The 15,552-nt window shown below is 35.9% G+C and carries 14 protein-coding genes; 11 read left to right on the top strand and 3 right to left on the bottom strand.

Annotated elements, in window-relative coordinates; translation table 11 throughout:
* Nucleotides 1-66: 66 nt before the first annotated feature.
* The 8 genes from ACQ334_RS22985 to ACQ334_RS22950 all read left to right on the top strand — a co-directional run bounded on the left by ACQ334_RS22985 (nt 67) and on the right by ACQ334_RS22950 (nt 9,087).
* The gene (locus ACQ334_RS22985; protein ID WP_430990631.1) at nt 67-858 is read left to right on the top strand and encodes a glycosyltransferase; all 792 of its coding nucleotides are present in this window, start codon (nt 67-69) and stop codon (nt 856-858) included.
* A gap of 78 nt (nt 859-936) precedes the next feature.
* A complete protein-coding gene (gene fcl, locus ACQ334_RS22980; protein ID WP_430990630.1) occupies nt 937-1,872 on the top strand; it encodes a GDP-L-fucose synthase in 936 nt (311 codons plus the stop codon).
* Between the two features lie 34 nt (nt 1,873-1,906).
* Nucleotides 1,907-4,576: a hypothetical protein gene (locus tag ACQ334_RS22975; protein ID WP_430990629.1), complete on the top strand. Its 2,670-nt coding sequence runs from the start codon at nt 1,907-1,909 to the stop codon at nt 4,574-4,576.
* On the top strand, nt 4,569-5,705 hold the full coding sequence (locus ACQ334_RS22970; RefSeq protein WP_430990628.1) for a glycosyltransferase: 1,137 nt from the start codon (nt 4,569-4,571) through the stop codon (nt 5,703-5,705). Before ACQ334_RS22975 ends, ACQ334_RS22970 begins: the two co-directional genes overlap by 8 nt.
* A 10-nt stretch (nt 5,706-5,715) precedes the next feature.
* The gene (locus ACQ334_RS22965; protein ID WP_430990627.1) at nt 5,716-6,672 is read left to right on the top strand and encodes a GDP-mannose 4,6-dehydratase; all 957 of its coding nucleotides are present in this window, start codon (nt 5,716-5,718) and stop codon (nt 6,670-6,672) included.
* A gap of 19 nt (nt 6,673-6,691) precedes the next feature.
* Nucleotides 6,692-7,498 (top strand): FkbM family methyltransferase, encoded by an 807-nt coding sequence (locus ACQ334_RS22960; RefSeq protein ID WP_430990626.1) that lies wholly within the window; start codon nt 6,692-6,694, stop codon nt 7,496-7,498.
* Between the two features lie 42 nt (nt 7,499-7,540).
* A complete protein-coding gene (locus tag ACQ334_RS22955) occupies nt 7,541-8,194 on the top strand; it encodes a class I SAM-dependent methyltransferase (RefSeq protein ID WP_430990625.1) in 654 nt (217 codons plus the stop codon).
* 2 nt (nt 8,195-8,196) lie between these two features.
* Nucleotides 8,197-9,087, top strand: a complete 891-nt coding sequence (locus ACQ334_RS22950) for a hypothetical protein (protein ID WP_430990624.1) — start codon at nt 8,197-8,199, stop codon at nt 9,085-9,087.
* On the opposite strand, the gene ACQ334_RS22945 is transcribed toward ACQ334_RS22950, so the two are convergent.
* Both ACQ334_RS22945 and ACQ334_RS22940 read right to left on the bottom strand, forming a co-directional pair.
* Nucleotides 9,084-9,992 carry a hypothetical protein gene (locus ACQ334_RS22945; RefSeq protein ID WP_430990623.1) on the bottom strand — a complete coding sequence of 303 codons (909 nt, stop codon included), beginning with the start codon at nt 9,990-9,992 and terminating at the stop codon, nt 9,084-9,086. The genes ACQ334_RS22950 and ACQ334_RS22945 overlap by 4 nt on opposite strands.
* 29 nt (nt 9,993-10,021) lie before the next feature.
* The gene (locus tag ACQ334_RS22940) at nt 10,022-10,741 is read right to left on the bottom strand and encodes a class I SAM-dependent methyltransferase (RefSeq protein WP_430990622.1); all 720 of its coding nucleotides are present in this window, start codon (nt 10,739-10,741) and stop codon (nt 10,022-10,024) included.
* Between the two features lie 83 nt (nt 10,742-10,824).
* On the opposite strand from ACQ334_RS22940, the gene ACQ334_RS22935 reads away from it, so the two are divergent.
* Both ACQ334_RS22935 and ACQ334_RS22930 read left to right on the top strand, forming a co-directional pair.
* On the top strand, nt 10,825-11,955 hold the full coding sequence (locus ACQ334_RS22935; protein ID WP_430990621.1) for a glycosyltransferase family 9 protein: 1,131 nt from the start codon (nt 10,825-10,827) through the stop codon (nt 11,953-11,955).
* Complete coding sequence (locus tag ACQ334_RS22930) at nt 11,955-13,457, top strand: lipopolysaccharide biosynthesis protein (RefSeq protein ID WP_430990620.1); 1,503 nt, start codon at nt 11,955-11,957, stop codon at nt 13,455-13,457. The genes ACQ334_RS22935 and ACQ334_RS22930 overlap by 1 nt, the downstream gene beginning before the upstream one ends.
* On the opposite strand, the gene ACQ334_RS22925 is transcribed toward ACQ334_RS22930, so the two are convergent.
* Nucleotides 13,444-14,181, bottom strand: coding sequence for a menaquinone biosynthetic enzyme MqnA/MqnD family protein (locus tag ACQ334_RS22925; protein WP_430990619.1), 738 nt, complete (start codon nt 14,179-14,181; stop codon nt 13,444-13,446). The genes ACQ334_RS22930 and ACQ334_RS22925 overlap by 14 nt on opposite strands.
* A gap of 35 nt (nt 14,182-14,216) precedes the next feature.
* Between ACQ334_RS22925 and purB the strand changes: the two genes are divergently transcribed.
* Nucleotides 14,217-15,551 (top strand): adenylosuccinate lyase, encoded by a 1,335-nt coding sequence (gene purB, locus ACQ334_RS22920; protein ID WP_430990618.1) that lies wholly within the window; start codon nt 14,217-14,219, stop codon nt 15,549-15,551.
* Nucleotide 15,552: the final 1 nt, after the last annotated feature.

Raw genomic sequence — 15,552 nt, 5'->3', positions numbered from 1 at the left:
TCGCTAATTGATTGGCGACTCTTTTTAATTTATTTAATGCCCCATATTAAATAAATTTGCCGGAATATGCTTTTGCCAAATACCATTACAGTAATTACCATATGTTTCAATAACCTGCAGGATGTAATTGCCACCTGCCAATCGGTGGATATGCAGGAGCTGCCGCCATTTGAGCATTATATTATTGATGGATCAAGTTCTGCTGAAATAAAAAACTATCTTGAAAATAATGTACAGCCTGTTTACCGCAAATGGATATGTGAACCCGACAATGGTATTTACGATGCCATCAACAAAGGCATTAAACATGCCACGGGCAATATACTGGTGATGCTCAATTCAGGTGATACTTTTTTTGATGCTAAAGCTATTGCCCATGCTGCCGCTGCTTTTGATAACAACCCTTCGCTGCAATGGTTACACAGCAAATACAAATTATTAAGAGGCAACCAATGGGTGATCATCGGCAAACCTTTCGAAAAAAATAAATTATACCGGGGCATGAGGAGTATCTGCCATCAAACCATGTTTGTAAAAAAACAATTGCATGATCAATACGGATTGTACAGCACTTCCGAAAAAATTGCAGCCGACTATGATTTTCTTTGTCGTATTGCAGATGAAAAATTTATTTTTTTAGAATCCCCATTGATAAATTTCGCACCTTCGGGTATCAGCAGCAGCGGATATTTTCTTTCGCTTGCCGAAACAAAAAAAGTATATGAAAGGCATTTTGGAAAAAGCATTTTGCTGAACTTATGGCAAATAAGATTGAAAGTGTTATTTCACCTGCTGCACTCTCCTGTTGGTAATTTTTTGTACAAAATTAAAACTGGTTTAAAACTTGAAAATTTGTAGTTTGCTATTTTTGTAGCCGCCTTATTAAAAGTAATTCCTCATCATCATTTATAATATTGTCTTCTTTACAAAATAAACATGCTTAAAACTGATAAAATTTATATTGCCGGTCACCGTGGAATGGTGGGTAGTGCATTGGTAAGAAAATTAACAGCAGAAGGTTTTGATAATATTATCACCAGGACATCTGCCCAACTGGACCTGCGCAACCAGCAGGCTGTAAATGATTTTTTTACTGCGGAAAAACCAGCCTATGTTTTTCTTGCCGCCGCAAAAGTGGGTGGCATTATGGCCAACAATACCTACAGGGCCGAATTTATTTATGAGAACCTGATGATTGAAACCAACATCATTCATGCTGCTTATAAAAATTATGTAAAAAAATTATTGTTCCTGGGCTCCTCCTGCATTTATCCTAAAATGGCACCACAACCTTTAAAAGAAGAATATCTGTTAACAGGTTTATTAGAAAGCACGAATGAACCATATGCCATTGCAAAAATTGCAGGCATTAAACTTTGTGAAGCTTACAGGGATCAGTATGGCTGCAATTTTATTTCGGCAATGCCAACTAATTTATATGGCCCTAATGATAACTATGATCTGCAGAAATCTCATGTAATGCCGGCATTGATACGCCGTTTTCATGAGGCAAAAATTGCAGGCAACCCCACTGTTACTTTATGGGGTACCGGCACTCCCAAACGTGAATTTTTATATGTAGACGATCTTGCGGATGCCTGTTACCACCTGATGCTGCATTACAATGAAAAACTATTTGTGAATATTGGTACCGGGGCAGACATGAGCATTGCTGACCTGGCTGATCTTGTAAAAAATATCGTTGGTTACCGGGGCGAATTGGTATGGGACGAGTCCAAACCTGATGGCACCCCAAGAAAACTAATGGATGTGAGCCGCATCAATCAAACCGGATGGAAACATGCCATTGAATTACCCCAAGGAATACAACTGGCCTACGAATCTTTCCTTGAAACAATCAACCCGAAATAAATCAATTATCTTAGAGCTTTAAAAATAGTATACAATGAAGTCAACCTGGTTTAAAAAAGCCTTACCCCATCTTATTGCAATTGGTATTTTTTTATTGGTATCAGTTATTTTTTGCAAGCCTGCATTAGACAGCAGCCTTACTATGCAACAAAGTGATATCACCCAATGGCAGGGCATGAGCCATCAACTGATGGAAAAAACAAAAACAGAAGGCCGTGGTGCATTGTGGGCTACCAATATGTTTTCAGGCATGCCCAGTTACCAGATCACCTACCCTACCCCATGGAACCCGGTTGAAATGATCCATAACATTTTTACACTTTGGTTACCCAAGCCCATCAATTTTTTCTTTTTGATGTGTATCAGCATGTATTTACTATTATCTGTTATTAAACTCAGGCCATGGACGGCTATCATTGGAGCCTTAGGATTTGCCTTCAGCAGTTTTACTGCAATGGCCACCGTTGCTGGTCACGATACACAGATGCTTACACTGGCCTATATACCAGCTACACTTGCAGGCATGCTGCTTGTTTATGAGAAACAATATTTATGGGGCTTTACTTCAACTGCATTATTTACCATGATGCAGCTGGGCATGAACCACCAACAAATCAGTTATTACTTTTTTATTATTGCAGTGATAATGACGATTGCCTATTTTATAAACTGGGTTAAGCAAAAACAATTGGCACATGCAGGCAAAGCAATTGGCCTTGTAGCTGTAGCAGCTGCTATTGGTATTGGTGTTAATATTTTAAACTTATGGGTAAATGCCGATTACACAGCTTCCAGTAAACGTGGGGGCATGTTAGTAATGGACAAAAAAGATATTGCCAAAGACAATGTTACCAAAGACTCGAAAACAACTGGCTTACAAATAGACTATGCTTTTCAATGGAGCTATGGAAGAATGGAAAGTTTCAGCCTGATGTTTCCGGGAATAAAAGGTTATGGCAGCCACATTTCAGAACGTGATGGAGAGCAGGAAATATTTCCGAAACTGGATGATAAATCAAATGTGTACAAACAAGTTGAAGAAAAAATAAATGTACCTCAACCCCGCTATGATGCAGAAAAATATGCGTTAAGTCTTTCGCAAAGTATTTATTGGGGTGATCAGCCCTTTACTGTTGGGCCTGTATACCTTGGCGCAATCATTTGCTTTTTAGGAATTTTAGGATTGTTTTTGTTAGATAACAAAAACAAATGGTGGATATTGGCTTGTACCATATTAGGCATAATGATGGCTATGGGAAAAAATTTACCTGGTTTTAATAGTTTCTTGTTCGACCATCTTCCTTTGTATAATAAATTCAGGGTACCTACAATGACGTTGGTGATTCCACAGGTAGTAGTGCCCATACTTGCGGCATTAACACTGGAATATCTTATTTCGCACCAGGCAGAAGCCGAAACCTGGAAGAAATTTAAGTGGGGAGCAATAGCAACAGGTGCTATTTTTATTATCGTTATTGGGTTTTATTTTACCAGCGATTTTAGTGCAGAAAATAAAAACCGTACAAAAGCGATCAACGAAATGTTGCAGAGTAAGTCGCAAGAAGAAATGCAACAAAAATACCTGGCCATTGATAGTAATAAAGCACTTCAGCCTTTAGTAGACAATAGCATTTATGAAGAACAAATTCTGAATAACCGCTTGGAAGATACGCAGGCAAAAGGAGTTTTAACTGCATTACGAAAAGACAGGGCTACTTTTTTAGGAAAAGACATACTGGTGTCGTTAGTGTATGTTTTAATTGCAGCAGCATTTTTTGTATTGTATTTAAAAAAGAAACTCAACGCAACTGTTGTAATTGCAGGTGTAACCTTAGCGGCATTTATTGAACTTTTCAGCTTCGACATTAAATACCTTAATGATAAAAGCTTTGCCAGCAAGGCAGATTTTGAGTCGGCAGAATTTCCAATGAGTAAAGCCGACCAGGATATACTGCGTGATAAAGATCCTAATTACCGTGTGCTCGACATGAGTAAAGGCGATCCTTACCAGCAATCAAAATCATCTTACTATCATAAAACTATTGGCGGATATTCTGCTGCTAAACTGGCTCTTTATGATGACCTGATCACTTACCAGCTGGCACGCCGTACGCCTAACAGCAATGTGATCAATATGCTTAATACCAAATATTTTATTCAACCAGGGCAGAACCGTGGACAAGCCGATGCAGTTCAAAATCCTGGTGCTTTAGGTAATTGCTGGTTTGTAAAAACTGTTAAGTATGTAGATGGAGCTGTTGCAGAGATGAAAGCATTAGACGATTTTAATCCGAAGGATACAGCTATTGTAGACAAAAGTTATCAATCAAAAATCAGCAACTTTACAGCACCTGACAGTGCCGCATACATTAAGCAAACCGCCTTTGATAATGATGCCATAAAATACGAAAGCAATTCTGCAGCGCCTCAGCTGGCGGTATTCAGCGAAATATTTTACAAAGACTGGAATGCATACATTGATGGCAAGAAAACAGACATCATTAAAACCGACTATGTTTTAAGAGCATTGATGTTACCTGCAGGTAAACATAGCATTGAATTTAAGTTAGAACCTGCCGTTTATATTACAGGATCTAAACTAGGTATATTTTTTACCTGGTTAATGATTGCATTGTTAATTGGAACTATTGGCTGGCAAATAAAGAAAACATTAGGAAATAAGACAGCTGAAACGAATGGTTAATACAGAAGAAATAAAGGTTTTAGCATTAATGCCTTATAAGTTTTTACCTGCAAAAATGGGCGGGCAAAAACATTTTGCATTGTTTGTCAAGTTTTTTTCTTCGCTCATACCCACCATCTGCGTTAGTGTAAAGGACAATGATGTATCGCAGGTGAAGGAGTATGAGGTATTGAACATTATAGAGAATGGTAAATTCCGCTATGCTAATCCGCTATATTTTTTTACTTTAAGAAAAATTATTAAAGAAAAAAAGATCACCCACTTAATGATAGAACACCCTTATTATGGCTGGCTGGGTATTCTACTGAAAGTATTTTGCAAAGTTAAATTAGTTGTCCGCTCACAAAATATAGAAGCTGAAAGGTTTAAAAGTATTGGCAAATGGTGGTGGGGTATTTTATGGAATTACGAAAGAACTACTCATCGTTTTGCTGACTATAATTTTTTTATCCAGCAGGATGATGAACAATATGGTATTACAAAGTATAAGCTGAAACCTGAAAAATGTTTCATCATTACTTATGGATTTGAGCTTACAGGCCCGCCATCACAAAATGTAAGCGCTTCAGCAAAGGAAACCATTTCGGCTTTATATAATATTGGAAAAGAAGAGAAGATCATTTTATTCAACGGTTCCCTAAATTACAAACCCAATAAAGATGCTTTGGATACGATCCTGAATCATATCAATCCTTTATTACAGGAACAAAAAGATTTTAAGTACCGTATAGTTGTATGCGGCAGTAATTTAGATCCTTCTTACAATGGATTAAAAGAATACAGTAATAAAAATATTATTTATGCCGGTTTTGTGGATGATATAACTTTGTATTACAAGGGTGCTGATATGCTCATCAACCCGGTAATGGATGGGGGTGGTATAAAAACCAAATTAGTAGAGGCATTAGGGTATAATTTAAATGTGGTGACTACAACAAGCGGTGCCATTGGTGTACCGCTGTCAATCACCGGCGACAAAATGAAAATTATTGACGATGATAACTGGGCAAATTTTGCTACTGCTGTAATCAACAGTAATACAACATCAGCAATCCCCGTTGCATTCTTTGATCATTTTTACTGGGGAAAGATTGCTGAAAAAGCGGCTACCATACTGCACCAAAAATAAACGTAGCGTAATGAAGATATTAATTACAGGTATCACAGGTTTTGTAAGTTCGCATTTTCTGGATTACCTCAACACGGTAGAACCAGGTTCTAAAGTAATGGGTATTGCAAGAGATATTGAAGAGTTTGATAAAAGCCGCTACCCTAATCTTGACATCACAATAAAACTGATTGACTTATTAAACAAAGACGCTGTTGGCATTATCTTAAGTGATTTTGAACCAGAGTATATTTTGCACCTGGCATCAGTAAGTAGTGTGGCCCTAAGCTGGAAAACACCTTTGGAAAGCTTTGTCAACAACACCAATATTTTCTTAAATCTTGTTGAAGAAGTAAGGTTGTATAAAATAAAATGCCGCATTTTATCTGTCGGTTCATCCGAAGAATACGGTGAAGTATCCGAATCACAGTTGCCTTTAACCGAAGAACACAAGTTAAACCCGGTGAGCCCATACGCTGTAGCAAGAGTATCTCAGGAAATGCTCTCTACTATTTATGCCGAAGGGTTTAATTTAGATATTATTATCACCCGGTCATTCAACCATATTGGCCCCGGACAAAAAGATAAATTTGTAATTTCTTCTTTTGCTAAACAACTGGTAGCCTTAGCCGCTGATGACACTAAAGAAAAAAAGATCATCACCGGTGATTTATCTATCACCCGTGATTTTTTAGATGTTCGTGATGTGGCTAAAGCCTATTATATTTTATTAAAACAAGGCAAGAGCAATTCGGTATATAATATATGTTCGGGCCGGGGTATTGTACTTAAAGATATCATTGTAAAAATGAGTGAACTGCTGAATATCACTATTCACACCGAAGTAAATCCGCAACTGATACGCCCTAACGAAAACAGAAAAATTACCGGCTCGTACCAAAAGATGAAAAAAGATTTTGGCTGGGAACCTGAGATTTCATTAGAACAAAGCCTTGCTGATATTATCAGTTACTGGCAGAAAAAATAATAATAGAAAAAAGTCATTAATGTCTGCATATACCTCTCTAAAAAAAGTTTACGTTTTCTTATTCGCAAGAAAAGCATTCTTCCCGCTTAACAGGTTGATGTATAAATTAAGTGTGCATGGAATGGGCGTACTGAATTATGAAAATGACAGAGTAAGTGGCGAGGCAGCGTTTATCCGTTTTTTAATAAAGAAAAACAAATTAGCATCCGGAGTAATTTTTGATGTAGGAGCTAATGTTGGCAACTACTCTGTGATGCTTATTGAAAAAGGTGCTACTGCCCCTGTTTATGCTTTTGAGCCTCATCCTGCTACTTTTGCTATCCTGCAAAAAAGCGCAGAAAAAAACAAGTTTCATGCCGTAGAAATGGGATTGAGTGCATCTCCAATGAAAGCAAAAATTTATGATTCTGCCGAAAGTGACGGATCTGAGCATGCCAGCATTTTCAGAAATGTGATAGAAAAAATTCACGAGTACACAGTTAAAGAAACCGATATTGAGCTTACCTCGATTGATGTATTTGTAAAAGACAATAATATTAGTAATATTTCTTTTTTAAAAATTGATACTGAAGGCAACGAATTAAATGTTCTTAAAGGTGCTACCGGATGCATAGCAAACAATATGATTGACATTATTCAGATTGAATTCAACGAAATGAATATTATGTCCAGAACATTTTTGTCAGATATCATTAATGTTTTACCCGGCTTTGAATTTTACAGATTATTGCCTGACAGCATGTATCCTCTTGGTAAATACAGGCCTCTCTTTCATGAAATTTTCGCCTTTCAAAATATTGTTGCGGTAAGAAAAGGAATATTGTAACCCAATTATCTGGTTTTAGTCACTCCTTATACAATTTATCAAATGAGAAAAAAATTAAGAAAAATACTTCCTCCTGCAATTTATGCTTTACTTGAAAAAATGTACAGGGCTAAATTAATCATGCAATCAAAATCCAAAATAAACCGGTTATTAAAAAGTAAAGAGGATATTTTTCTTGAAATTGGGGCAGGAGAAAAAAAAGGTAGTAACGGATGGGTTACTTTGGACTATGGTCATAAATGCGATCTTGTTTGGGACTTAAGAAAAGGCATTCCTTTTCCTGATAATAGCATTGAAAAAATTTATTCCTCACATTTATTTGAGCACTTACCGTATCCAGCAATTGAAAGTCTGTTGACTGAATGCAAAAGAGTGCTTAAGAGTAATGGTGTTTTCTCTATTTGTGTTCCCAATGCCAGGTTATTTATTGAAGCTTACACAAACAAGGATGAAACCTTTGCAGCAAAAAATCAACCTGTATACGACCTTGGCTTTAATAATACCGGATCGCTTATTGATTGGGTAAATTATATTGCGTACATGGGGATTGAACACAAGTATATGTTTGATGAAAACAACATGATAAATATCCTGACTAAAATGGGACTCCGCAATGCCAGGATTCGTGAATTTGATTCTTCTATTGATTTGCAGGCCAGGTTAAGGGATTCATTATATGCAGAAGCTATAAAATAACCATGTTAAAGAACTCCGTTTTATTAATTGCATTCAACAGGCCTGCAACAACACAACAGGTACTGGAAGCCCTTGCAATATACCAACCACCTGTTTTGTATGTTGCCACAGACGGTGCAAGAAAAGGCAATGCCAATGATGCTATAAAATGCGCCGCCGTACATGAACTGGTAAACAATTGGCAAAAAAATAATCCCGACGTAGAAGTTAAAACATTGTACCAACCTGAAAATCTTGGTTGTGGCCTCGGCGTTAGTACTGCTATCAACTGGTTTTTCAGCAACGAAGAAATGGGGATTATTTTAGAAGATGATTGTTTACCTAACCAATCTTTTTTTACATTTTGTAATACCCTGCTACATCAGTACAAAGATGATGATCGTATCATGCATATCGCCGGCAGTAATTTTATTGAGCCGGAAATGAAGGTGAACAATGAGAGTTATTATTTTTCCATTTATCCGCATATATGGGGATGGGCAAGCTGGAGAAGAGCATGGAGTAAATATGATTTTGAGATGAAAAAGTTTGAGGAGTTTAAGCAATTGCCGGCGTTTAATAAATATTATGACCAGGAATTATTTGAAAAAACAAAATCTCACGAAATTGACACGTGGGATTCTCAATGGGCTTATACAATTTTAATGGCTAAAGGTGTGTCTGTAATTCCAAATTATAATTTCGTAAAAAATTTAGGCTTTGATGAAAATGGTGGCAGTCATCATAACAAAACGCCGAATTGGTATAAAGGGGTGGTTTATGAAATCACTGAAATAAAACATCCCGAAGAATTCATTTTAAATACGTGTAATGATGATCTTGTGTATGAGAAAGTTATTAAAAGAGGCATTTCACATCGCCTGAAAAGATTTTTGAAAAAGATATTTAATTAAAATTTTTCTTCGAGCCCGGTAAGAATATTTATTACCGGCATTCCTTTGATCACCTCATATGATTCTAAAGGATTAAGATAATTAAGATGGCCTTCTTCGTTCCGGGATTGCCTGAACTTGTAATTTACATATCCATCTGTACTTGTCTTCTCTTCAATTCCCTTAAACCGGTCAAAAATTTCTTTCTTAATGAAATATGCATTGTTGCAGGTATTGTTGCATCCCACAAAAACATAGCCTTTTTTATTTGCCAGATTAACAACAGCATTTATTGAAGCTCCCCAATAAAGATTTGAATAATGTTTTTCTGTCCTCACGAATGTAGCATCGTAAGGAACAGTAATTGCTCTTTGTGCACCAAAAAGTGCATTATACTCTACCACAAGTATATCGGGATTAACGATTGTAATCGCATCCAGTATCCAATAATCATTACCATCTATATCAACGCTTAAAAGCCCAATGTTTCCTGAAAACACCTTACCTATGATATCATTAATATTAGCTTTAGTTATAAAGGCTTCAATAGCATGTAATTCAAAAAAAATATAGATGGGGTCATGCTTTATATAATCAATATTTCGCTTCGAGCCATCTATCACCAAACCCGTCCAGTTATTATTCATTAAGAGGAGCCTTGTATTAGATTCCCGGTAATTTTCAACTCCAAACTCAACAAAGGTCTTATTTGAAATCTGATACTTACTTACCAGGTATTGTATTATTCCATCATCTCCTGACTGTGAAAACGCATTAAACTCTACTTCCCAAAGTTCTTTAATTTTTTCAAGCTGATTATTCTGGTATATTAATTTCTTAGCGGCAAGGATTTTTAATTCATTAAAATTCCGGTCAAATAAGCTATACCTATATTGAGAAATTTTTTTTCGGAAATACTTCAACATACTTACAAGTAATTAAGGTTTCTTAAGTTTTATCTGGCCAAAACCTTTAGTTCAAAAGTGTATATTCTTGGGCTTGGCTTATGAAAAGAACTTTGTGTAACTGTATTCCAAAAATCTTCTTTAAACTTATACCATCTCAACAGTGTTTTAATAATAAACTTCTTAATAAAAGACATATCGTCTGTTCCATCGGGATTTAAAAAATTAATCTCTTCAAATCCGGCCGATTTTAAAACATATATAATACTTCCTGCTGTAAAAAGTGTTGAGTGAGTAAAGTCTTCATACATCCAATATCCTCCTGTATTAGATTGTCCATTAGGTATCATCACTACAAATGCTCCCCCTTTTTTTAGTAGAGAAGTTTTTATGGCAATCAAAGTATCAATAATTTTATCTTTATCAACGTGTTCTAAAACGTGGCTCATTGTTATAAAATCAAATTTTTCTGTGACTGATTTTGAGAAACTTATTACGTCCTCTATTTTCAATACATTAATACCTTTATCCTTACAAGCTTTTATTGATTCATCTGAAATATCAATACCCAGCGTTTTTTTATAGCCTAATTTATTAACCTCGTTCAGGTATTGTCCCAATCCACAGCCAATATCTAAAATATTAGCTTCCCTATCAGTAGGGAGTACTTTTGCCAGGTAATTTGGAATTTTGTAAGTGTCATAGAAACTCACATCTACATTTCTGGCGGAGAAATATTTGGACTCTTTAATTTTGTCATCTGTCTGCATAAAAATTGAACTTTATTTAACTTGCCTTTTATAAAATAATATAACCATATTTTTGCTTATCACTAAAATTTCGCATTCTAATCATGTTGAATACCGCTAAATTAATGATTTATGAGGTGATTTTGTTGCTGGCAAAAATAAAGCTTAGAAAGCAATCCACAGATAATGATACTATTTTATTGATCAAAACGGATGAACTGGGAGATTATATCCTGTTCAGGAATTATATTACACTTATTGCAGCCACTTATGGATCTGGTAAAAAAATAATTTTTGTAGGTAACCAGATGTGGAAGAACCTGTTTGATAATTTTGACCGGCACCCCTCCATCATTGCCACTTATTGGGTTGATAAAGGCCTCTTTAAAAGTAAAATGCTGTACCGGTATCAATTGCTGAAGCAAATCAGCCACCTTAATGCAGGTACTGCCATCAATATGGTTTATTCCAGAACAAGGAGGCATGAAGATGCTATAGTTAGTGTTGCGGCGGCACCTTTAAAAATTGCATATACAGGAAATACAGATAATGCATTACCGATTGAAAAACCATTCAATAAAAACCTGTATGCACAGCTAATTAATGTGCCGGATAAGTTACATGATTTTTTAAAACACCGGCTATTTCTGCAACAGCTAAAGGGCCAAGAGATCAAAGTTCCGGAACTGGAGATCCCTCGTGTTTCAAACAATAGTTTTTCACTTCCAGAAAAACCTTATGTATTAATTTTCCCGGGTTCGGGCAAGCCGGAAAAAATATGGACAACAGATAAATTTATTGACGTAGCCAATTTTATTACCAAAACATTGGGATTTAATATCTGCCTCTGCGGCTCCAAAGCAGATGTACCTCATGCAATAAATTTCATCACTAATTTTACCGGCGATGTAACCGACTACTGCGGTAAGACCAATATGATACAGGTAATTGAATTAATTCAAAAGAGTCAGTTTACAGTGAGTATCGATACCGGATCTGTACATTTATCTGCTGCATGCAATGTTCCGGCATTTGCAGTGTACAATGGTATTCATTATGGCCGTTTTGCACCATATCCTGCTGAGTTAAGAAAAAATATTTACCCTATTTACCCGGATGAAGTGGAAAAGCAATTACTTCGCAATATGACCGATGAAATTATAGTTGGCGATTATAATGATGTAACTGCCGAAAAGCTAATAAAAGCAATAAAACTATTTAAGCAATTATCCTAATGAGTAATATCAGGCGCCAGAGTATATTCTCTTCTTTATTAATTTATATGGGCTTTGCATTTGGCGCCCTTAACACATACTTTTTTACCAAGCAAGGTCTTTTTAAGCCGGAAGAATATGGTTTGATTCAAGCCATTATCAATATCAACCTGGTCTTCTTTTCTATTTGCACTTTAGGTGCTCCCGCAATGATGAGTCGTTTTTTTCCGTATTATGACGAGTTACCTAAAAAAGAAAATGATCTTTTTACTTTTGTTTTGTTCTCTTCCTTCGCCGGCTTCATTATTCTTTGCTTACTCGCCTGTTTTTTTCAACCTTTGGTTGTACGCAAGTTCCAGGCCACATCATCTTTACTCATACATTATTATTACTGGATATTACCCTACACTTTTTTTTATACCATTTATTATATCCTGGAAGTACAAAGTTATATCAGTAAGAAAGCAGTAGCACCTAGTTTTTTAAGGGAAACTGTACACCGGTTAATCGTAACTTTTTTAATTGTATTGTTTGTTTTCAAAGTGATCAATTTTGACGAAATGGTTAAATCCTATGCCTTTAGTTATGCGTTGCTAATGTTTTTTTTAGCTGCATTTTTAATTAAGCATGGGCTGTTGAATTTTACTTTCAAGATAAGCTCTGTTACTAAAAAGCATTATAAAGAAATATTAAAAATGATGTTGTTTGTGTATACCGGAGGTATTATATTTTACCTGGGGTTAAATTTCGATAGCATCAATCTTACACGCCAGGGTGGACTGGAAAAATCGGGCATCTTTACGCTGTCCATGTATATTGCAAGTATTATATCAGTACCACAAAGAAGTATCGTGGCAATTACAAGTCCTCATATTGCCACTGCATGGAAAGAAAAAAATTTAAAGGAAATCTCCCGGATTTATAGCCGTAGTTCCATCAATCTTTTAATTATATCCTTATTTATTTTTTTAAACATCTGGCTCAATATAGATGATGCTTATATTTTTCTTAAAATAAACCCAACCTTTATTGCAGGCAAATACGTGATATTTATTCTAGGATTGAAATTTATTATTGATATGGGCACAGGTGTAAATGCCCAGATGTTGCATACCAGCAACTTTTGGAAATTTGAATTTATTACAGGCGTAGTGTTATTATTCTTAACTATTCCGCTTAATTACTGGCTTACACAAAAATATGATATGGTAGGTGCAGGTATTGCTGGTTTCATAAGCCTTACAGTATACAATATAATCAGGTTATGGTTTATCTATTACAAATTTAAAATGCAACCTTTTACCATCAACTCTTTAAAAAGTGTGATAGTTGCTGCGGCAATATACGGCCTGGTTTATTTTGTATCACAAACGCTGTCGGGGCTACCTGCAATGATCATCAGGTCAACATTATTCTCCCTCTTATTTATGGTTACAGTTTATTTTTTAAAATTAACCCCGGATATGGAACCGGTAGTTAACAGTATTAAAAAAAGACTAGGCATAAAAACTACCCAAGCTTAGATAAAAATAATTCCAACGCTGTTCGCTTTTTATGATCCAATAAAAAACTGATCTTATTTTTATAATAATCATCAAGGTCAGCTTCTTTATAATCTATTGCTTTTACAATGCTGTCAATATAATCTAAACCAAAAGAAGTGGCTTTGTTAAACGCTACTGTAAACTCAGGGGTCATTTTTTTGTTACTCACCCATGCAGCAAATAAAAAGGGTAAGCCGGTCATTTCTTTCCAGGCAAGGCCAAGATCGTAATGATAGGTAGATACAGGTATTTGTTTAAACGCTCTGTCTCCTATTACTAACCCGGCAGTGCTGCCTTTAATTTGCTGCTCAAAGCCTTTTTCTGCAGCAATCAATTCTGGTGTTATTTTCCAGTGCTCTTTCAACAATACTTTTAACAATGCCACCGAAGTTCTGCTTTGGTAATCGAGTAAAACCGTTTTTATTTCTGCCAGTGGCACATCGCTGAACAGGCAAACGCTTTCTACTGCCCCATCACAACCAATACCATAGTCGGCCACAATGTGATATTCCTTCATCAGTGGCAAAACCGCTACCGGAATCAAACCGATATCAATTTCGTTATTTAATAGTTTCTGAGCAATATTAGCAGGAAAATCAAATACCAGTTCTGTTTCTGCATGCATCATTCCTTTTTCAAATCCGTAGATAAGGGGCTTTGTATTTAAATAACTTACTGCCCCAACTTTAATCTTCTGTGTCAATTCCTGTATTTTTGCTGCAAATTTACAGCAACGTCATGGATTTAAACCAATTAACTGCCATCTCGCCAATTGATGGCCGCTATCGTAAGCAACTGCAGCATTTAGATGAATATTTCAGCGAATATGCCCTGATAAAATACCGGGTATTAGTAGAAGTGGAGTATTTTTTGTTCCTGGCGGAAAAGAAATTTTTAAAAGTTGATGCTAAATTAAAAAAGCAATTGCATGACGTAGTATCTGATTTTTCTCTGGAAGATGCTGCCGAAATTAAGAAAACAGAAACCATTACCAACCATGATGTAAAAGCTGTGGAATATTTTTTAAAAGCACAACTGGATAAATTGGGCGCCGCTGATTTAAAAGAATGGGTTCACTTTGGATTAACGTCACAGGATATTAATAACACATCTATTCCATTACTCTGGAAAGATAGTATTGAACAGGAATACCTGCCGGCAGTAATCAACCTGCAGGCCTCTATTGGTAAATTAGCTGTAGCTTATAAAAATGTTTCGATGTTGGCACGTACACACGGGCAACCTGCATCACCTACACGTTTGGGTAAAGAACTGATGGTGTATGTAGAACGTTTGGAAAATCAGATTCAACTATTCAGCTACATACCTTTTACAGCAAAATTTGGTGGCGCTACAGGAAACTTCAATGCACATCATGTGGCGTACCCAAAATACAACTGGGTAAAATTTGCCAATGATTTTGTAGAAAATAAATTAGGATTACAACGCCAGCAATACACTACACAAATAGAGCACTACGATGTATTAGCAGCACATTTTGATGCGATAAAAAGGATCAATACCATATTAATTGATTTTTGCAGAGACATCTGGAATTATATCAGTATAGATTACTTTAAACAAAAAACTGTAAAAGGTGAAATTGGCAGCAGTGCCATGCCTCATAAAGTAAACCCGATTGATTTTGAAAATGCAGAAGGTAATTTAGGTATCGCAAATGCTTTACTGGAGCACCTTTCAGCCAAACTGCCTATCTCCCGCCTGCAAAGAGACTTAACTGACAGCACGGTATTAAGAAATATAGGAACACCCGTTGCTCATACTATTTTATCTGTAAAATCAATAGAAAAAGGTTTGGGTAAATTAGTGCTTAATGAAAATAAATTAAAGGAAGACCTGGAGAATAACTGGGCTGTTGTTGCAGAAGCCATACAAACTATTTTACGCAGGGAAAACTATCCTAATCCTTACGAGGCATTAAAAGATTTAACAAGAGGTAAAGCTGCCATTGATAAAAAAGCAATTCACGAGTTTATAAGTGGTTTAAAAATTTCTGCTGCATTAAAAAAAGAGCTGAAGGCTATTACACCAGGTAATTATACAGGTGTGTAGC

It is taken from the genome of Ferruginibacter sp. SUN106, from assembly GCF_050611765.1.
In the GTDB taxonomy this organism is placed as follows: Bacteria; Bacteroidota; Bacteroidia; order Chitinophagales; family Chitinophagaceae; genus Ferruginibacter.
Note: the sequence above shows the minus strand (reverse complement) of the source record. Positions and strands in the feature narration are given on the sequence as shown.